This window comes from Kitasatospora sp. NPDC059462 (assembly GCF_042749955.1).
Classification (GTDB): domain Bacteria; phylum Actinomycetota; class Actinomycetes; order Streptomycetales; family Streptomycetaceae; genus Kitasatospora.
Genome location: NZ_JBHYUU010000031.1, coordinates 1 through 19288 on the forward strand (window position 1 = coordinate 1; position 19288 = coordinate 19288).

The following is a 19288-nucleotide window of genomic DNA, read 5'->3' on the forward strand; positions in this document are numbered from 1 at the left end:
CCAGCTTATCAGATGTTTTCCGTGCCGTTCCCGGCGCTTCCTTCATCCAACTCGCTGGCGTCTTCTGCGGCTTGACGCCCCGTCCGACGTTTCAAGCTCTAGCCGATCTCCGCTCCGAAAAGCGAATCCGGCCGCAATCCCCAAAAATGCACACGCCAAATAAACCCCGTGCCGGGGAGGCGTTGGCATTTCCAGAGGATTGGCCGCTCCGGGACCGTCCGCGCCGATGCGTGTCCGGTGCTCCCTGCCGAGCGACTAGGAAACACTACGCCGGTTCTCGGCCGAAGGCAAACGCCGGGCAAACTCCCGGACACGCCGCAGGCCGGCCCGCGTACCCGCGGACCGGCCTGCGTTGCTCCGGACTCAGCTGTTGGTCGGGAAGCCGAGGTTGATGCCGCCGTGGGACGGGTCCAGCCAGCGCTGGGTGACCGCCTTGCCGCGGGTGAAGAACTGCACGCCGTCCTGGCCGTACGCGTGGGCGTCGCCGAACAGCGAGGCCTTCCAGCCGCCGAAGGAGTAGTAGGCGACCGGCACCGGGATCGGCACGTTGATGCCGACCATGCCGACCTCGACCTCGAACTGGAAGCGCCGGGCGGCGCCGCCGTCGTTGGTGAAGATGGCGGTGCCGTTGCCGTACGGGTTGGCGTTGATGAGGGCGAGGCCCTCCTCGTAGGAGGAGACGCGCACCACCGAGAGGACCGGGCCGAAGATCTCGTCCGTGTAGACGGACATGCCGGGCTTCACGTGGTCGAAGAGCGTGGGGCCGAGCCAGAAGCCGTCCGCGGTCGGCGTGCCGTCGCGGTCCTCGGCGGTGACCGGGTGCTTGCGGCCGTCGACGGCCAGCTCGGCGCCGTCGGCGAGGCCGGACTCCACGTAGGAGGTGACCTTGTCCCGGTGCTGGCCGGTGACCAGCGGACCCATCTCGGACTCGCCGTTGCAGCCGGGGCCGACGGTGAGGGTGGCCATCCGCTGCTTGATCTTCTCGACCAGCTCGTCGCCGATCGGGTCGACGGCGACCAGGACGGAGACGGCCATGCAGCGCTCGCCGGCCGCGCCGAAGCCCGCGTTGACGGCGGCGTCGGCGCTCAGGTCGAGGTCGGCGTCCGGCAGGACCAGCATGTGGTTCTTGGCACCGCCGAGGGCCTGCACGCGCTTGCCGTAGCGGGTGCCGGTCTCGTAGACGTAGCGGGCGATCGGGGTGGAGCCGACGAAGCTGACCGACTTGACGTCGGGGTGCTCCAGCAGGCGGTCCACCGCGACCTTGTCGCCGTGCACGACGTTGAAGACGCCGTCCGGCAGCCCGGCCTCCTTCCACAGCCCGGCGAGGAAGTCGGCGGCGGACGGGTCCTTCTCCGACGGCTTGACGACGACGGTGTTGCCGGCCGCGATGGCGATCGGGAAGAACCACATCGGCACCATGGCCGGGAAGTTGAACGGCGAGATGATCGCGACCGGGCCGAGCGGCTGGCGGATCGAGTAGACGTCGACACCGGTCGAGGCCTGCTCGGTGAAGCCGCCCTTGAGCAGTTGCGGGATGCCGCAGGCGTACTCGACGACCTCCAGACCGCGGGCGATCTCACCGAGCGCGTCCGAGTGCACCTTGCCGTGCTCGGAGACGATGATCGAGGCCAGCTCGTCCTTGCGGGCGTTGAGCAGCTCGCGGAAGGAGAAGAGCACCGTGGCGCGCTTGGCGACCGAGGCGGTGCGCCACTCGGTGAAGGCCGAGGCGGCGGCGGCGACCGCCTGGTCGACCTCCGCGACCTCGGCGAAGTCGACCTGGCCCGTGACCCGGCCGGTGGCCGGGTCGAAGATGTCACCGCGGCGGGGCGCGGCGCCGGCGGTGGCGACCGGCCGGCCGCCGATCCAGTGGGTGATGTGCTTGCTCAAGGTCCGTCTGCCTCCGAAGTCCGGGCGGCCTGGCGCCACCGGTCCCTGGTGTGGCGCCGCCCGTGCGGGACGGGCGGCGGGGTCACGGGGCTACCGCGCTACCCGTCCAGTCTGCTGGCCGGTCCGGGCGGTCTCAACGAACAGGCTGACGGGGATCGGCGATTCAGCCTTACAGGTCGTCGGCCGCGTCCTCCTGGTCCTCCAGATAGGGGTCGTGCAGCCCGTCGGCGGCCTCCTGGGTCTCCAGCAGGTCCAGCCGGAGGTCCTGGGCCCAGGCCAGGGCCCACCGCTTCAGCCCGTCGACCTCCTCCGCCGGCAGGCCGCGGGCCCGGAACCGGCCGTCGGCGGCCTCGGCCAGCGTCTCCAGCCGCTCGGCGAGCGCGGTGGGCTGGAACTCGGCGTCCAGCGCGGCAGCGAGGGCGAGCAGTTCGCCCTCCCGGTAGCAGGCGGTGAGGGCGTGCACGTCGATCAGGTCCCGGGGCAGGGCGCGGTCGACGAGCAGGGCGGTGGTGAGGGCGGCCGCGTCCTCCAGGGCGACCACGGTCACCGTCAGCGGGGTGCCGTCCGGCCCGTCGAGGTCGACCCGGACGGGGTGGTGGCCGAGCGGTTCCTTGCGCAGCTCGACGGTGTGCGCGCGCCCGCCGAGGAGGAGCCGGACGGAGAGCTGCTCCAGCCGGGGTGTGCCGGGCCGCTCGGCGACACCGGCGCCCGCCGCACGGTAGGCGGCCGCCAGCTCGGCGGCGGCCCGCGGCAGGTCGGTGGCCCCGGCGGCCACCAGGGTGAGTCCGTCCTGGTCGCAGGCCGGGACGCCGTGGGCGCGCAGCCCGTGCCCGCCGGCGAGGGCGAGGCCGTGCCGGTCGCCCACGGGCCGGGCCAGTTCGACGAGGCGCAGCTGGGCCGGGCCCGGGTGGAGGGAGGGGCCGACGGCGCCCGGGGCGGTGGTCACCCCTCCAGTCTGGCGCGCCGCGGACGGCGGCGCGCCCGGCGGACCGGCGCGGGCCGGCCGCTCACCAGTCGCCGAGTCCGGCGGCCGCCTCGTGCAGGGCGAGTTCCAGGAGGACCGGGTCGTTGAGCCGTCCGGTGCCGTCGGGCGGGACGAGCCAGCGCACGCCCCGGCCGCGGCGGTCGGGGTGGGGGACGACGATCCAGGTGCCCTCCCCCGCGCAGCGCACGCCGGTGCCGATCCAGCGGGCGGCGGTGCCGGCGGGCACCAGGAAGCCGATGTGCTCGTCGCCGAAGTCGGCGAGCACCGGTCCCCGGGAGGCGGTGCCGATCAGGTCGGCGGCCGGGCGGCCGAGCCGGCCGGGGACGGAGAGGACGTCCCAGTGCCGTCCGGCGGGGAGCAGCACCAGGCCGAGGCCGCTGCGTTCCCACTGCTCCCGGAAGGCCGCCGGGTCGGGTGCGGCCTGGGCGAGCCAGTCGAGTCCGGTGATCTCCATGTGGTGTCCCCGCTCTGCGCGTCGGTGCGTTCGGTGGCGGCGGGACATGCCGGGACCCGCCGTCACCAACGAGAGGGGGACGGCGGGTCTCTCTTACACGGTTCGCGCGATCGGCGTCCTCGGGGTGGTGCCGGGGTCAGCTGTCGAAGCCGAGCCCCATCCGGTCGAGGGTGCGCAGCCAGAGGTTGCGCCGGCCGCCGGTGCGGTCGGCGAGCTCCAGCGAGCGGGTGGTGATCCCGATGCCGGCCCAGCGGACCGGCTCGGGCGGGAACGGCAGCGGCTTGCGGCGGACCATCTCCAGTTCGGTGCGCTCGGTGCGCTCGCCGGCGAGCAGGTCGAGCATGACCTCGGCACCGAACCGGGTGGCGCCGACGCCGAGGCCGGTGAAGCCGGCGGCGTACGCGACCCGGCCCCGGTGGGCGGTGTCGAAGAAGGCGGAGAACCGGCTGCAGGTGTCGATCGCGCCGCCCCAGGCGTTGGTGAAGCGGAGGCCTTCCAGCTGGGGGAAGCAGTGGAAGAAGTTCCGCGCGAGGGTGCGGAAGGTCTCCGGGCGCTGGTCGTACTCGTGCCGCAGGTGTCCGCCGAAGCGGTAGACGGCGTCGTAGCCGCCCCAGAGGATCCGGTTGTCGGCGGAGAGCCGGAAGTAGTGGAACTTGTTGGCGCTGTCGCTGAGCCCCTGGCGGCCGTGCCAGCCGATGGCCGCGAGCTGCTCGGCGGTGAGCGGCTCGGTCATCAGCGCGTAGTCGTAGACCGGGACGATGTACGGGCGGACCCGTTTGAGCAGGGACGGGAAGGCGTTGGTGCCGAGTGCCACCTTGCCGGCCAGGACCCGGCCGTAGGGGGTGCGCACGGCCATGCCGGCGCCGTGTTCGCGCAGGTCGGTCGCCGGGGTGTGCTCGAAGATCCGCACGCCCTGGGCCAGGCAGGCCTCCTTGAGGCCCCAGGCCAGCTTGGCGGGGTGGACCATGGCCACGCCGTCCTTGTCCCAGATCCCGCCGAGGAAGGTGGGCGAGTCGACCTGGGCGCGCAGTTCGTCGCGGTCGAGCACGGTGACGTCGAGGCCGTACCGGCCGACGGCCTCGGCGACCTCGTGCAGTTCGTCGAGCTGGTGCGGCTGGGTGGCGATGTCGATCTCGCCGGTGCGCTCCCACTCGGCGTCGATGCCGTAGCGCTCCAGGGTGGACCCGATGGCGTCCAGGTTGGCGGCGCCGAGGCGTTCCAGCTGTCCGAGTTCGGAGGGCCAGCGCTGCAGGCCGTTGCCGAAGCCGTGGGTCAGGCTGGCCGCGCAGAATCCGCCGTTGCGCCCGGACGCGGCCCACCCCGTCTCCTTGCCCTCGACCAGGACGACGTCCAGCGAGGGGTCGCGCTCCTTGGCGACGAGGGCGGTCCAGAGGCCGGAGTAGCCGCCGCCGACGACCAGCAGGTCGCAGTCGGTGTCGCCGACCAGGACGGGCAGGGCCGCCGGCCGGCCGGGGTCCTCCAGCCAGAAGGGGGTGGGCCTGGCGTCACTGAGCGCGCGGGCGGAGTCCATGCATTATCAGCCACTTTCTGCACATTGGTGATGGTGGTCGGCCGCCTCCCGACGGTACGCCGGGCGGGCGGCCGGACGGGTCAGGCGGTGGCCTTGCGGCGGTTGCCGAGCCACTGGCCGGCGACGGTGAGGACGACGGCGGCGATGAACATCGCGGTCCCGATGACGTTGACCTGGACCGGGATGCCGCGCTGCGAGGCGCCCCAGACGAACATCGGGAAGGTGACCGTGGTCGGGCCCGAGTTGAACTGGGTGATGATGAAGTCGTCGAAGGAGAGCGCGAAGCTGAGCAGCGCGCCGGCCGCGATGCCGGGGGCGGCGAGCGGCAGGGTGACCCTCAGGAAGGTCTGGGCGGGGGTGGCGTAGAGGTCCTGGGCGGCCTGTTCGAGCCTCGGGTCCATGCTCATCACGCGGGCCTTGACCGCCGTCACCACGAAGCTGAGGCAGAACATGATGTGCGCGATGAGGATGGTGGTGAAGCCGAACGGGATGCGCATGTTGAGGAAGAGGGTGCCCAGCGAGGCGGCCATCACGACCTCGGGCATCGCCATCGGCAGGAAGATCATCGCACTGGTGGCGGCCTTGCCGCGGAAGCGGTAGCGGGCCAGCGCGAAGGCGACCATGGTGCCGAGGACGGTGGCGCCGATGGTGGCGGCGACCGCGATCTGCAGGCTGAGCGAGAGCGACTGGCACATGTCGGCCACGCCGCAGGGGTCGGTCCAGGCGTCGGTGGAGAACTCGTTCCACTCGTAGTTGAACTTGCCGACCGGCTTGTTGAAGGAGAAGGCGAGCACGACGAGGTTGGGGAGCACCAGGTAGGCGAGGGCCAGCAGGCCGGCCAGCACCACCAGGTTGCGGCGGATCCAGGCGGTCACTCGGGACATCAGACCAGTTCCTCCGTCCCGGCCTTGCGCATGTAGACCGTCACGATGCCCAGGATCAGGGCCATCAGGATGAAGCTCAGCGCGGCCGCGGTGGGGTAGTCGAGCACGTTCAGGAACTGCTTCTGGATGCCGTTGCCGACCATCTGCTCGCTCGGCGATCCCAGCAGCTGGGCGTTGATGTAGTCGCCGGAGGCGGGGATGAAGGTGAGCAGGGTGCCGGCGACCACGCCGGGCAGCGAGATCGGGAAGGTCACCTTGCGGAAGGTGGTGAACGGGCGGGCGTAGAGGTCGCCGGAGGCCTCGTGCAGGCGCGGGTCGATCCGCTCCAGCGAGGTGTACAGCGGAAGGATCATGAAGGGCAGGAAGTTGTAGGTGAGGCCGCAGACCACCGCGAGCGGGGTGGCGAGCACCCGGTCCCCCTCGGTGAGGCCGAGGGCGGCGGTGACGTCGAGGACGTGCAGGGCGTCGAGCGCGCCGACCACCGGGCCGCCGTCCGAGAGGATGGTCTTCCAGGCGAGGGTGCGGATCAGGAAGCTGGTGAAGAACGGCGCGATGACCAGGATCAGCATGACGTTGCGCCAGCGCCGGTTCACCTTGAACGCGATGGTGTAGGCGAGCGGGTAGCCGATGGCGAGGCAGAGCCCGGTGGCGGTGGCGGCGTAGCCGAACGAGCGGACGAAGTGCCACTTGTACTCGACCAGGGCGTCCCAGTAGGTGGCGAGGTGCCAGGTGACGCGGAAGCCGTCCTCCAGCGAGCCGGTCTGCAGCGAGGTGGAGGCCTGGTAGACCATCGGCACCGCGAAGAAGACGACCAGCCAGGCGATGCCGGGCAGCAGCAGCCAGTACGGGGTGAGCCGGCGCCGGGCCCGGGGGGCCGGTTCGGGGAGGGGGACGACCTGGGGTGGCGCCGCCGGGGTGGTGGTGGTCATGCCGCGGCCTCCCCGGTGCCCGCGTCGATCGCCTGGGCGGCGTCCAGGGCGAAGGAGTGGGCCGGGTTCCAGTGCAGGACGACGGGGGCGCCGGGGACGATCCGGGCGTCGCGCTCCATGTTCTGCTCGAAGACGGTGACCTCCTGGCCGCCGTCGGTGCGCACCAGGTACTGGGTGGAGACGCCGATGAAGCTGGAGTCGACGACGGTGCCGGCGAGCCGGTTGCGGCCGTCGGCGACCTCGGCGGAGCCGTGCTCGATGGTGATCTTCTCGGGCCGCACGCCGAGGTGGACCCGGGTGGCGCCGGTGGCGCAGCGGGCCCTGGGGACGGTGAGCCGGGTGCCGGCGGCGGTGAGCAGCAGGTCCTCGCCGGCGCCGCCGGTGACCTCGGCGGCCAGCAGGTTGGACTGGCCGAGGAAGTTGGCCACGAAGGTGGTGGCGGGGTGCTCGTAGAGCTCGGCGGGGGCGCCGAGCTGTTCGACCCGGCCGCCGTTCATCACCGCGATGGTGTCGGCCATGGTCATGGCCTCCTCCTGGTCGTGGGTGACGTGCACGAAGGTGATGCCGACCTCGGTCTGGATCCGCTTGAGCTCCAGCTGCATCTGCCGGCGGAGCTTGAGGTCGAGGGCGCCGAGCGGCTCGTCGAGGAGCAGCACCCGGGGGTGGTTGATGAGCGCGCGGGCGACGGCGACGCGCTGCTGCTGGCCGCCGGAGAGCTGGTGCGGCTTGCGGCGGGCGTACGGGCCGAGCTCGACCAGTTCGAGCATCTCGTCGACCTGCTTCTTGACGTCCTTCCGGCCGCGGCGGCGCAGGCCGAAGGCGACGTTCTCGAAGATGTCGAGGTGGGGGAAGAGCGCGTAGCTCTGGAAGACGGTGTTCACCGGCCGCTTGTACGGCGGGAGCCCGGTGACGTCCTGGTCGCCGATCAGGACGGTTCCGGTGCTGGGCTCCTCCAGGCCGGCGATCATCCGCAGGGTGGTGGTCTTGCCGCAGCCGGAGGCGCCGAGCAGGGCGAAGAAGGAGCCCTGGGGAACGGTCAGGTCCAGCGGGTGCACGGCGGTGAAGGAGCCGTAGGTCTTGCCGATGCCGGTGAGGCGGACGTCGCCGCCGGCGGCCGCGGAGCTCTGCTGCTCTGTCATGGGTGGGGTCTCTCTGGTTCTCTCTGCCGTCGGTGGGGGGTCAGGCGCCGATGAGCTTGGAGAACTTCTCCTCGAAGTCGCTCTCCTCGGTCTCGGTGAGGGTCCGGAAGACGTGCGCCTTGGCCGCCATCCCGGGGGTGGGGACGACCAGCGGGTTGGCCGCGCTCTCGGGGGCGAGGGCGGCCAGTTCCTCCGGCATGCCGGCGACGGCGGAGACGAAGCCGATGCCCGCGGTCAGCTGCGCCGCGATCTTCGGCCGGTAGTAGAAGTCGATCAGCTTCTCGGCGTTCGTCTTGTGCTGGGCCTTGGCCGGGACGAGCAGGTTGTCGGTGCTGCTCACGAAGCCCTTCTCGGGGATGGCGAACTCGATGTCGGGGTTGTCGGCGCGCAGCTGGATCAGGTCGCCGCCCCAGGCGACGCAGGCGGCGATGTCGCCGGAGGAGAGCTCCTGGCCGTAGTCGTTGCCGGTGAAGCGGCGGATCTGCTTGTTGTCGACGGCCTTCTGCAGCCGGGCGACGGCGGCCGCGTAGTCGTCGGCGGTGAACGTCGCCGGGTCCTTGCCCATGTCCAGCAGGGTGATGCCGATGCTGTCGCGCATCTCGGAGAGGAAGGTCACCCGCCCCTTGAGGTCGGGGTCCTCCAGCAGCTGGGCGACGCTGGTGACCTCCTTCCCCTTGGTGGCCTTCTTGTTGTAGGCGACGACCACCTGGATGCCGGCCCACGGGTAGCTGTAGAGCCGGCCCGGGTCCCAGTCCGGGGCGCGGAAGCGGGAGTCGACGTTGGTGATGGCGGTGGTGACGTTGGCGGGGTTGAGCTTCTGCGCCCAGCCGAGGCGGATCATCCGGGCCGCCATCCAGTCGGTGAGCACCATCAGGTCGCGGCCGGTGTCCTGGCCGGCCGCGAGCTGGGGCTTGACCTTGCCGAAGAACTCGACGTTGTCGTTGACGTCCTCGGTGTACCTGACCTTGATCCCGGTGGCGGCCGTGAAGGCCTCCAGGGTGCCGTGCTTCTCCTTGTCGTTCTCGTCGGTGTCGATGTAGAGCGGCCAGTTGGAGAAGTTCACCTCCCGCTCGCTCTCGGAGAGGTCCGGGGCGGCGTTGGCGGTGGAGTCGCCGGTCCCGTTGACGGTCCTGGCCGGCGGGATGCCGCAGGCGGCCAGCGAGCCCGCGCCGGCGGTGAGGGCGGCGGCGCGCAGCACGGTGCGCCGGCTGAGGGCGGCCCGGCCACTGGTCAGACTGCGTTCCCAGGCCTTGCGGACCGGTTCCGACAGTCCGTCGGTGAGCTCGTTGAACGCCATGGGACGGGCCTCCTGGGGGGGCGAAGGGGGGTGTGGGGGACCACCCGGGTCCGTTATCTGTCTCCGAAGACGGTGCGGTGCCAGTCCTTGCGGGCGACCGCGGTGGTGTCGAACATGACGTGCTTGACCTGGGTGTACTCGTCCAGCGAGTACTGCGACATGTCCTTGCCGTAGCCGGAGGACTTGTAGCCGCCGTGCGGCATCTCGCTGATGATCGGGATGTGGTCGTTGACCCAGACGCAGCCCGCCGCGATCTCGCGGGTGGCGCGCAGCGAGCGGTGCACGTTGCCGGTCCAGGCCGAGGCGGCGAGGCCGTAGGGGGTGTCGTTGGCCAGCCGCAGGCCTTCGTCGTCGCCGTCGAAGGGGAGCACGACCAGGACGGGGCCGAAGATCTCGCCCTGGACGACCTCGCTGTCCTGGGCGGCGCCGGTGATCAGGGTGGGGCGGTAGTAGGCGCCGCGAGTGAGGTCGCTGCCGTCGTGGCCCCGGTCGGGGGCGGCGCCGCCGGTGACCACGGTCGCGTAGCCGCGGGCGCGCTCGACGAAGCCGGCCACCCGGTCGCGGTGGGTGAAGGAGACCAGCGGGCCGAGGTCGGTGCGCGGGTCGAGCGGGTCGCCCAGCCGGATCGCGCCGTACAGCTCGGCGACGCCGGCCACGAAGGCGTCGTAGAGCGGCCGCTGCACGTAGGCGCGGGTGGCCGCGGTGCAGTCCTGGCCGCCGTTGATCAGCGAGGCGGCGACCGCGCCGTGCACGGCGGCGTCCAGGTCGGCGTCGTCGAAGACCACGAACGGGGCCTTGCCGCCGAGTTCCAGGTGGGTGCGCTTGACGGTCGCGGTGGCGAGTTCGGCGACCCGCCTGCCGACCGCGGTGGAGCCGGTGAAGGAGACCATCGCGACGTCCGGGTGGGCGACCAGATGCTCCCCCGCGACCCGGCCCGCGCCGGTGACGACGTTGACCACGCCGTCCGGGATGCCGGCCAGGGTGCAGGCCCGGGCGAACATCAGCGAGGTCAGCGGGGTCAGCTCGGCCGGCTTGAGGACGACGGTGTTGCCGGCCGCGATCGCCGGCAGGACCTTCCAGGCGGCCATCTGCAGCGGGTAGTTCCACGGCGAGACGGAGCCGACCACGCCGATCGCCTCGCGCCGCACGTAGGAGGTGTGGTCGCCGGAGTACTCACCGGCCGCCTTGCCCTCCAGGTGGCGGGCGGCCCCGGCGAAGAAGGCGGTGTTGTCGATGGTGCCGGGGACGTCGAACTCGGTGGAGAGCTTGATCGGCTTGCCGGTCTGCGCGGTCTCGACCCGGGCGAGGTCGGCGGCCGCGTCGGTGAGGACCGCGGCCAGCCGGGTCAGCGCCTCGGAGCGGGCGCCGGGGGTGGCGCCGGACCACTGCGGCAGCGCGGCCCGGGCGGCGGCCACGGCTTCGTCGACCTGTCCGGTGGAGGCCAGCGCGACCTCCTCGACGACGCTGCCGTCGGCCGGGTTGACGACCTGGAAGGGATCGCCGTCCCCCCGGCTGCACCGGCCCGCGATGTACTGCGCGCCCGCGCCGAAGTCGGTCAGGTCCATTGCTTCCTCCAAGTCCGGGTGGTTCGTGTGCGGCACGGACGGCCGCGCCGGTCCCGCCGTGCCGCACCGGTCGGCGGGCCGAGGGCCGCACCGGCACCGTCCGACCGGTCGGGCCGGGCGTGGGGGGCCGCGGGGTGCGGGGTCCGGTGCGGGGCATCAAACCGGCTGACCACCGGGGATGTCCAGGTCTCGGCATTGCCGACCCGCTGACCATGCCCGCTGCCGCCGGGGCGTGACAAGGGTCACTGCGACAACCTCGGCGCGAAGCGCCTTACAGGGTGCAAGGCTTCGGGGAGGGCAACAGTTCGTCGCCGCGATGGATGATTGCCTGACACTCTGAACCCTGGAGGCCGCGATGCTCCCCACCGTCGCCCACGTGCTCGACCTTGAGGTGATGCGCCGCGGCCTGCCCCAGGTGGTGGCCGGCGCCGACCACCTGGAACGCCCGGTCCGCTGGGTGCACGTCAGCGAGCTTCCCGACGTGGCGGGCGTGCTGCAGGGCGGTGAGCTGGTGCTGAGCACCGGCATCGCCCTGCCCGAGGACCGCGAGGGACTGGCCCGGTACGTGCGCGAGCTCGCCGACATCGGGGTGGCCGGACTGGTCATCGAGTTCGGCCGGCGCTACTTCGACACCCTTCCGCGCGCCCTGGTGCACGCCGCCGAGCAGCGCGGGCTGCCGCTGGTCGTGCTCCGCCGCGAGCTGCGCTTCGTCGCCGTCACCGAGGCGGTGCACGCCCTGGTCGTCAACGCCCAGCTGGAGCAGCTGCGCACCTCCGAGGCGATCCACCAGGTCTTCAACGAACTGGTCGTGGAGGGCGCCGAGCCGGCCGAGGTGGTCCGCCAGGTGGCCCGGATCGCGGGCGCCCCGGTGGTCCTGGAGAACCTCGCCCACCAGGTGCTCACCCACGACCCCGCCGGACGGCCCGAGGCCGAGCTGCTGGAGGACTGGGAGCGCCGCTCGCGCGGGGTCCGCCCGCCCGGGCGCACCGGTCACGACCCGCGCAGCGGCTGGCTGGTCACCACGGTCGGCGCCCGCGGCCAGGACTGGGGACGGCTGGTGCTGGTGCAGGAGCCGGGGCCGCTGCCGGAGGGCGGCCCGCACCCGTTCACCATGCTGCTGGAACGCGGCGCCTCCGCGCTGGCGCTCAACCGGCTGGTGGTCCGCGACCGGGAGAGCCTGGAGCGCCAGACCCACCGCACGCTGCTCTCCGGCATCCTCACCCACGCGCTGACCGTCTCCGAGGTGGCGCTGCGCGCCCAGGCGCTCGGCGTCCCGCTGGAGGGCCGGCGGCTGGTCGGCGCGGTGCTGCGCCAGCGGCGCGGCCCGATCCACGCCGCGCTGGAGGCGCAGGCCCGGCTGCGCGACTTCACCGAACTGGCGGCCGGCGCCGTCCGCTCCTGCCGGCTCCCGGCGCTGGTCGGCGCGCTGGACGACGAGGGCGTCGGGGTGCTGATCGCGCTCGGCCCCCAGCAGGACGAGCACGCGGCGCTGGACGCCTTCGCCGCGGCGCTGCGCCGGCTGGCCGCCGAGGCGGCCCGGGACCAGCCGGTGCCGGCCCCGGTGGTCGCGGTCGGCTCCTCGGTCGGCTCGGTGCGCGACGCCCGGCGCACCCTGCTGGAGGCCGCCCAGGTCGCCGACGCCGCGCTGCACGACGTGCCCGGCGGGCGGACGGCGTCCTACTACCGGCTGCCCGACGTGCGGCTGCGCGGCCTGCTGCACCTGCTGCGCGACGACGCCCGGCTGCAGACCTACGTCGAGCGGGAGCTGGGCCCGCTGCTCGCCTTCGACGCCGAGCACAACGGCCAGCTGGTGCGGATGCTGCGGATCTACCTGGAGCAGGGCCGCAACAAGTCCGCCGCCGCGGACGCCGCGCACCTGTCCCGGCCGTCCTTCTACGACCGGCTGCACAAGGTCGAGCGGATCCTCGGGGTCGACCTCGACCAGGTCGAGTCCTGCCTCTCCCTGCACGTGGCGCTGCTGGCGCTGGACGCGGTGCGCCGGTAGCGGGCCTCAGGCCCCGGTGATGCGGGTCCACACCTTGTGCAGGCCGGGCCGCTCGGCGGAGGTGACGTCGCGCATGGTGTGCAGCCGGGCCCGCATGTCATCGGTCGGGAAGACCAGCGGGTGCTCCGCCAGTTCCGCCCGCTCCCGGTCCCCGCTGGCCGCCAGCACCTCGCGGGCGGCCGGCACCGGGCAGATGTACTGTACGGCGGCGGCCAGTTCGGCGGCCACCTCGGGCCGGTAGTAGTGGTCGATCAGCAGCTCGGCGTTGCGCTTGTGCCCGGCCCGGTTGGGGATCAGCAGGCTCTCGGCCCAGAGTTCGCCGCCCTCCTCGGGCACCACGAAGGCGAGGTCCGGGTTCTCGGCCGTGAGCTGCACGGCGTCGCCGGAGTACGCCTGGCAGGCCAGCGCGGCGCCGGAGGCCAGGTCACCGGTGTAGTCGTTGCCGGTGAAGCGGCGCACGTGCCGGCTGTCGACCATCCGCTGCACCAGGTCCATCGCCCGGTGCGCGTCGTCCTCGGTGAAGGCCGTGACGTCGGCGCCCTGGGAGAGCATCAGCAGGCCGAGCGCCTCGTCCAGGCCGGCGAACAGGGTGACCCGGCCCTTGAGGTCGGGTGCCCAGAGGTCGGAGACGGACTTCAGCTCGCGGCCGAGCTCCTTGCGGTTGTAGGCGATGCCGGTGATGCCGGACTGCCAGGGCACGCTGTGCCGGCGCCCGGGGTCGACCGCCGGGTCGGCCAGCTGCGGGTCCAGCTGCGCGGTGACGTGGGGCAGGTTGGCCCGGTCCAGGGCCTGCACCCAGCCGAGCCCGATGTAGCGGCCGACCATCCAGTCGCTGACCACCATCAGGTCCCGCCCGGGGTCGGTGCCCTGGGTGAGCACCGGCCCCATCTTGCCGAAGAACTCGTCGTTGTCGTTGATGTCCTCGGTGTAGGTGACCTTGATCCCGGTCCGCTCGGTGAAGTCGTCCAGGGTGGGGCGCCCGCCGTCGTCGTCGACGTCGATGTACTGGGTCCAGTTGGAGAAGCCCAGCCGCCGGTCGCCCTCCGAGCGGTCGGGGGCGGAGCGGCGGTCCTCGTCCACGTACGCGGAGGGGATGCCGCAGCCGGTCAGGGCGGCGGTCCCGAACAGTCCGGCGGTGGCGCCGAGCACCCGGCGGCGGGTCGGACGGCGGGACCCGCTCGGGCGGCGGGACGTGGTGGTGCTGGGCATGGTGGGGCCTCCGGGGCGTGGCACGGCCCCGGGCGCACGGGGGGAGCGCCCGGGGCCGTCCGGTCGGGGTGTCAGACGGTGTGCGCGTCGGTCAGCGACAGCACCTCGTCGAGGACGGCGAGGCCGGTCTTCGCCTCCTCCTCGGTGACGGTGCACGGCGGGACGACGTGGAAGCGGTTCATGTTGACGAACGGCCACAGTCCGCGCTGCTTGCAGGCGGCGGCCAGCTCGGCCATCGGCGCGTTGGCGGCGCCGGCCGCGTTGTACGGCACCAGCGGCTCGCGGGTGGCGCGGTCGCGGACCAGGTCGAGCGCCCAGAAGACGCCGAGCCCGCGCACCTCGCCGACGGACGGGTGACGCTCGGCCAGCTCGCGCAGGCCGGGGCCGAGCACGCTCTCGCCGATGTGCTTGGCGTTCTCGACGATGCCCTCCTCGGCCATCGTGGTGATGGTCGCCACCGCGGAGGCGCAGGCCAGCGGGTGACCCGAGTAGGTGAGGCCGCCGGGGAACGCCCGCTCCGCGAAGGTGGCGGCGATCTCCGCGCTGATCGCCACGCCGCCGAGCGGGACGTAGCCCGAGTTGACGCCCTTGGCGAAGGTGAGCAGGTCGGGGGTGACGCCCCAGTGGTCGGCGGCGAACCACTCGCCGGTGCGGCCGAAGCCGGCCATCACCTCGTCGAGGATGAGGACGATGCCGTGGCGGTCGCAGATCTCCCGGACGCCGGCCAGGTAGCCGGGCGGCGGGACGAGGATGCCGGCGGTGCCGACCACGGTCTCCAGGATGACCGCCGCGACGGTGCCGGGGCCCTCGAAGGCGATGACCTGCTCCAGGTGGGCCAGCGCGCGCTCGCACTCCTGCGCCTCGTTCTCGGCGTGGAAGTTGGAGCGGTAGGCGTACGGGCCCCAGAAGTGCACGACGCCGGAGACGCCGGTCTCGTTGGCCCAGCGGCGCGGGTCGCCGGTCAGGGCGATCGCGTTGGCGGTGGCGCCGTGGTACGAGCGGTAGGTGGAGAGCACCTTCTGCCGGCCGGTGTGCAGCCGGGCCAGCCGGATGGCGTTCTCGTTGGCCTCGGCACCGCCGTTGGTGAAGAAGATCTTGTCGAGGTCGCCCGGGGTGCGCTCGGCGATCAGCCGGGCGGCCTCGCTGCGGGACTCGACCGCGAAGCCGGGGGCGATGGTGCAGAGCTTCGCCGCCTGCTCCTGGATCGCCGCGACCACCTTCGGGTGCTGGTGACCGATGTTGGTGTTGACCAGCTGGGAGGAGAAGTCGAGGTAGCGGTTGCCGTCGTAGTCCCAGAAGTACGAGCCCTCGGCGCCGGCCACCGCGAGGGGGTCGATCAGCGCCTGGGCGGACCACGAGTGGAAGACGTGCGCGCGGTCGGCGGCCTTGACGGCCTGGCCGGCGGCTGAGTCAGCGGTGGGGATGCTCATGCGGCAAGGCTAGGGACTCGCCGGGCCGAAGTGGAGCTCCATCCTGTCAGCCGGTCGTGCCGCCCGCCGACAGGGTGCAAAGCGCAGGGCCCGGGTCGGCACGACCCGGGCCCAATGCCCGATCACATGATCAACAGCTCATCAGATCGCGGTCATGACGTGCTTGACGCGGGTGTAGTCCTCGAAGCCGTAGGAGGAGAGGTCCTTGCCGTAGCCGGACTTCTTGAAGCCACCGTGCGGCATCTCGGCGACCAGCGGGATGTGGGTGTTGATCCAGACGCAACCGAAGTCCAGGCGGCGCGACATCCGCATGGCGCGGGCGTGGTCCTTGGTCCACACCGAGGAGGCGAGCGCGAACTCGACGCCGTTGGCGTAGCCGACGGCCTGCTCCTCGTCGGAGAACTTCTGCACGGTGATGACCGGGCCGAAGACCTCGTTCTGGATGATCTCGTCGTCCTGCTGCAGGCCCGAGACGACGGTCGGGGCGTAGAAGAAGCCCTTGTCGCCGACCCGGTGGCCGCCGGCCTCGACCTTGGCGTGCTCCGGCAGGCGCTCGATGAAGCCGGAGACCTGCTTCAGCTGGTTGGCGTTGTTCAGCGGGCCGTACAGCACGTCCTCGTCGTCCACGCCACCGGTCCTGGTCTCGGCGGCGGCCTTGGCCAGCGCCTCGACGAAGGCGTCGTGGATCGACTCGTGGACCAGCACGCGGGTGGCCGCGGTGCAGTCCTGGCCGGCGTTGAAGAAGCCCGCCACCGAGATGCCCTCGACGGCCTCGGCGATGTCGGCGTCCTCGAAGACCACGACCGGGGCCTTGCCGCCCAGCTCCAGGTGGACGCGCTTGACGTCCTTGGAGGCGGACTCGGCGACCTGGATGCCGGCGCGCACCGAACCGGTGATGGAGGCCATCGCCGGGGTCTTGTGCTCGACCATCAGGCGGCCGGTCTCGCGGTCGCCGCAGATGACGTTGAAGACGCCGGCCGGCAGCTCCAGCTCGGCGAGCACGCCGCCGATGATCTCGGCCAGCAGCACGGTGGAGGCGGGGGTGGTGTCGGACGGCTTCAGCACCACGGTGTTGCCGGCGGCGATGGCCGGGGCGAACTTCCAGACCGCCATCATCATCGGGTAGTTCCACGGCGCGACCTGGGCGCAGACGCCGACCGGCTCGCGGCGGACGATCGAGGTCATGCCGTCCATGTACTCACCGGCGGCCTTGCCCTCCAGCAGGCGGGCGGCACCGGCGAAGAACCGGATCTGGTCGACCATCGGGCCGATCTCCTCGGAGAGGGTCAGCGCCCGCGGCTTGCCGGTGTTGCGACACTCGGCGTCCACCAGCTCGTCGGCGCGGGCCTCGACCGCGTCGGCGATCTTGAGCAGCACCTTCTGCCGGGTGCTCGGGGTGGCGTCCCGCCAGGCCGGGAACGCGGCCGAGGCGGCGTCCATGGCGGCGTCCACGTCGGAGGCGCCGGACAACGGGGACGTCGCGTAGACCTCGCCGGTGGTGGGGTCGACGATGTCGAGGGTGCGGCCGTCGGCCGCATCGACGAACTCACCGTTGATGTAGTTGCGCAGCGTGCGAAGGTCGCTCACGGGTCTCTCCTCGGTCTCGGCCTGCGGCGTTGCAGAATCCGGCGCCATGGTACGTCGGCCGGAGCGGCCGACGAAGGGCGCCGAGTGGCCGCGCCGCAAGTGCCGCGGTCCACTGGTTCGGGGGAATGCGCACGGCGCTGCGGGGCCGCGCGCGTACCGTGGCCAGGTTAGCCCGACGACTGCCGGTATCGACAGGCTGGCAACGCAGAGACGATGAAATCCGCATGCGTTTTCCAAGATCGCGACGAAATCAGCAGCTCTTGCGCTTGCGAACGGGGGAACGATCGGGCACAGTGGCGGCGTGGCCAACCGCGACCGGAACGCCAGCGTTCCCCTCGACGCCGCCTCCAAGGCGATCATCGAGCAGCTCCAGGAGGACGGGCGCCGCCCGTACGCCGCCATCGGCAAGGCCGTCGGCCTGTCCGAGGCGGCCGTGCGGCAGCGCGTCCAGAAGCTGCTCGACCAGGGCGTGATGCAGATCGTCGCCGTCACGGACCCGCTCACCGTCGGCTTCACCCGCCAGGCGATGGTCGGAATCCGGGTCGAGGGCGACATCGAACCCGTCGCCGACGCGCTGGCCGCCCTCGACGAGGTCGACTACGTCGTCTGCACCGCTGGCTCGTTCGACCTCCTGGCCGAACTGGTCTGCGAGGACGACGAGCACCTGCTCGAACTGATCAACAAGCGCATCCGCGCGCTTCCCGGCGTGCGGAGCACCGAGAGCTTCGTTTACCTGAAGCTCCGGAAACAGACCTACACCTGGGGCACCCGATGACAGCCGACCCGGCGCAGAAGGACCTTTCCAAGACCGCCTACGACCACCTGTGGATGCACTTCACCCGCATGTCGTCGTACGAGAACTCTCCCGTGCCGACGATCGTCAAGGGCGAGGGCACCTACGTCTGGGACGACAAGGGACGCAAGTACCTCGACGGCCTCGCCGGCCTGTTCGTCGTCCAGGCCGGCCACGGCCGTGAGGAGCTCGCCGAGGCCGCCGCCAAGCAGGCCAAGGAGCTCGCCTTCTTCCCGGTGTGGAGCTACGCCCACCCGAAGGCCGTCGAGCTGGCCGAGCGCCTGGCCAACTACGCCCCGGGCGACCTGAACAAGGTCTTCTTCTCCACCGGTGGCGGCGAGGCCGTCGAGACCGCCTGGAAGCTCGCCAAGCAGTACTTCAAGCTGACCGGCAAGCCGACCAAGTACAAGGTCATCTCGCGCGCCGTCGCCTACCACGGCACCCCGCAGGGCGCCCTGTCCATCACCGGCCTGCCGGGCCTGAAGGCCCCGTTCGAGCCGCTGGTGCCGGGCACCCACAAGGCGCCGAACACCAACATCTACCGCGCCCCGGCCTTCCTGGAGGGCCCCGACGGCACGGTCGACCCCGAGGCCTACGGCCGCTGGTGCGCCGACGAGATCGAGGTGGCCATCCTCAACGAGGGCGCCGAGACCGTCGCCGCCGTCTTCGTCGAGCCGGTGCAGAACGCCGGTGGCTGCTTCCCGCCGCCGCCCGGGTACTTCCAGCGCCTGCGCGAGATCTGCGACCGCCACGACGTGCTGCTGGTCTCGGACGAGGTCATCTGCGCCTTCGGCCGCCTGGGCACCATGTTCGGCGCCGACAAGTTCGGCTACCAGCCCGACATGATCACCTGCGCCAAGGGCATGACCTCGGGCTACTCCCCGATCGGCGCCACGATCATCTCGGACCGCCTCGCCGAGCCGTTCTACAAGGGTGACAACACCTTCCTGCACGGCTACACCTTCGGCGGTCACCCGGTGTCCTCCGCGGTGGCGCTGGCCAACCTCGACATCTTCGAGCGCGAGGGCCTGAACCAGCACGTGCTCGACAACGAGTCGGCGTTCCTGAACACCCTGAGCAAGCTGCGCGACCTGCCGATCGTCGGCGACGTCCGCGGCAACGGGTACTTCTACGGCATCGAGCTCGTCAAGGACAAGGTCACCAAGGAGTCCTTCAACGACGAAGAGGTCGAGCGCGTCCTCTACGGCTTCCTGTCGAAGGCCCTCTTCGACAACGGCCTGTACTGCCGCGCCGACGACCGTGGCGACCCGGTCATCCAGCTGGCCCCGCCGCTGATCTCCGACCAGTCGACCTTCGACGAGATCGAGCAGATCCTGCGGACCAGCCTGACCGACGCGTGGGCGAAGCTCTGATCCCCCTGCTTTCCTCCCCACCCTCAGTCACAGGGCGGTCCCGCTTCGGCGGGGCCGCCCTGCGGCGTTCCCGGTCCGTTCATCGGACCGCACTTCGGATCAAACACGCCTGATTGCGGGTGATTTGCCCCGGATGGAGCAGTGTGCCGCGCCCGCGCCCGGGTCCGATCGTTCTAATCTGACGACTGTCATATCCCTGCGGCCCCCAGGACGGAACCTC

Annotated in this window: 15 protein-coding genes; 3 read left to right on the forward strand and 12 right to left on the reverse strand. The window is 71.8% G+C overall.

Annotated features, from left to right (window positions below; translation table 11 throughout):
- Nucleotides 1-363: 363 nt before the first annotated feature.
- The 9 genes from ACFXAM_RS11470 to ACFXAM_RS11510 all read right to left on the reverse strand — a co-directional run bounded on the left by ACFXAM_RS11470 (nucleotide 364) and on the right by ACFXAM_RS11510 (nucleotide 10671).
- A complete protein-coding gene (locus ACFXAM_RS11470) occupies nucleotides 364-1887 on the reverse strand; it encodes a CoA-acylating methylmalonate-semialdehyde dehydrogenase (RefSeq protein WP_380289866.1) in 1524 nt (507 codons plus the stop codon).
- A 169-nt stretch (nucleotides 1888-2056) separates the two neighbouring features.
- A complete protein-coding gene (locus tag ACFXAM_RS11475) occupies nucleotides 2057-2833 on the reverse strand; it encodes a nucleotidyl transferase AbiEii/AbiGii toxin family protein (RefSeq protein WP_380289868.1) in 777 nt (258 codons plus the stop codon).
- Between the two features lie 61 nt (nucleotides 2834-2894).
- On the reverse strand, nucleotides 2895-3326 hold the full coding sequence (locus ACFXAM_RS11480) for a hypothetical protein (RefSeq protein WP_380289870.1): 432 nt from the start codon (nucleotides 3324-3326) through the stop codon (nucleotides 2895-2897).
- A 136-nt stretch (nucleotides 3327-3462) separates the two neighbouring features.
- Entirely contained in the window at nucleotides 3463-4857 is a 1395-nt protein-coding gene (locus ACFXAM_RS11485; protein ID WP_380289872.1) for an NAD(P)/FAD-dependent oxidoreductase, read from the reverse strand.
- Between the two features lie 80 nt (nucleotides 4858-4937).
- Nucleotides 4938-5741, reverse strand: a complete 804-nt coding sequence (locus tag ACFXAM_RS11490; protein ID WP_380289874.1) for an ABC transporter permease — start codon at nucleotides 5739-5741, stop codon at nucleotides 4938-4940.
- Nucleotides 5741-6670 (reverse strand): ABC transporter permease, encoded by a 930-nt coding sequence (locus ACFXAM_RS11495; RefSeq protein ID WP_380289875.1) that lies wholly within the window; start codon nucleotides 6668-6670, stop codon nucleotides 5741-5743. Before ACFXAM_RS11495 ends, ACFXAM_RS11490 begins: the two co-directional genes overlap by 1 nt.
- Entirely contained in the window at nucleotides 6667-7809 is a 1143-nt protein-coding gene (locus ACFXAM_RS11500) for an ABC transporter ATP-binding protein (RefSeq protein WP_380289877.1), read from the reverse strand. Before ACFXAM_RS11500 ends, ACFXAM_RS11495 begins: the two co-directional genes overlap by 4 nt.
- A 40-nt stretch (nucleotides 7810-7849) precedes the next feature.
- Nucleotides 7850-9106 carry a spermidine/putrescine ABC transporter substrate-binding protein gene (locus tag ACFXAM_RS11505; protein ID WP_380289879.1) on the reverse strand — a complete coding sequence of 419 codons (1257 nt, stop codon included), beginning with the start codon at nucleotides 9104-9106 and terminating at the stop codon, nucleotides 7850-7852.
- A gap of 53 nt (nucleotides 9107-9159) precedes the next feature.
- Nucleotides 9160-10671 carry a gamma-aminobutyraldehyde dehydrogenase gene (locus tag ACFXAM_RS11510; protein ID WP_380289881.1) on the reverse strand — a complete coding sequence of 504 codons (1512 nt, stop codon included), beginning with the start codon at nucleotides 10669-10671 and terminating at the stop codon, nucleotides 9160-9162.
- A gap of 355 nt (nucleotides 10672-11026) precedes the next feature.
- On the opposite strand from ACFXAM_RS11510, the gene ACFXAM_RS11515 reads away from it, so the two are divergent.
- Nucleotides 11027-12676: a PucR family transcriptional regulator gene (locus ACFXAM_RS11515; protein ID WP_380289883.1), complete on the forward strand. Its 1650-nt coding sequence runs from the start codon at nucleotides 11027-11029 to the stop codon at nucleotides 12674-12676.
- 6 nt (nucleotides 12677-12682) lie between these two features.
- Here ACFXAM_RS11515 and ACFXAM_RS11520 read toward each other — a convergent pair whose 3' ends face one another.
- The 3 genes from ACFXAM_RS11520 to ACFXAM_RS11530 form a co-directional block, all read right to left on the reverse strand.
- Nucleotides 12683-13885 (reverse strand): spermidine/putrescine ABC transporter substrate-binding protein, encoded by a 1203-nt coding sequence (locus ACFXAM_RS11520; protein WP_380289885.1) that lies wholly within the window; start codon nucleotides 13883-13885, stop codon nucleotides 12683-12685.
- 71 nt (nucleotides 13886-13956) lie between these two features.
- The gene (locus ACFXAM_RS11525; protein ID WP_380289887.1) at nucleotides 13957-15315 is read right to left on the reverse strand and encodes an aspartate aminotransferase family protein; all 1359 of its coding nucleotides are present in this window, start codon (nucleotides 15313-15315) and stop codon (nucleotides 13957-13959) included.
- A 141-nt stretch (nucleotides 15316-15456) separates the two neighbouring features.
- A complete protein-coding gene (locus ACFXAM_RS11530; RefSeq protein ID WP_380289889.1) occupies nucleotides 15457-16950 on the reverse strand; it encodes a gamma-aminobutyraldehyde dehydrogenase in 1494 nt (497 codons plus the stop codon).
- A 253-nt stretch (nucleotides 16951-17203) separates the two neighbouring features.
- Between ACFXAM_RS11530 and ACFXAM_RS11535 the strand changes: the two genes are divergently transcribed.
- Together ACFXAM_RS11535 and ACFXAM_RS11540 are read left to right on the forward strand one after the other, a co-directional pair.
- The gene (locus tag ACFXAM_RS11535; protein ID WP_030243538.1) at nucleotides 17204-17677 is read left to right on the forward strand and encodes an Lrp/AsnC family transcriptional regulator; all 474 of its coding nucleotides are present in this window, start codon (nucleotides 17204-17206) and stop codon (nucleotides 17675-17677) included.
- The gene (locus tag ACFXAM_RS11540; RefSeq protein WP_380289891.1) at nucleotides 17674-19068 is read left to right on the forward strand and encodes an aspartate aminotransferase family protein; all 1395 of its coding nucleotides are present in this window, start codon (nucleotides 17674-17676) and stop codon (nucleotides 19066-19068) included. The genes ACFXAM_RS11535 and ACFXAM_RS11540 overlap by 4 nt, the downstream gene beginning before the upstream one ends.
- Nucleotides 19069-19288: the final 220 nt, after the last annotated feature.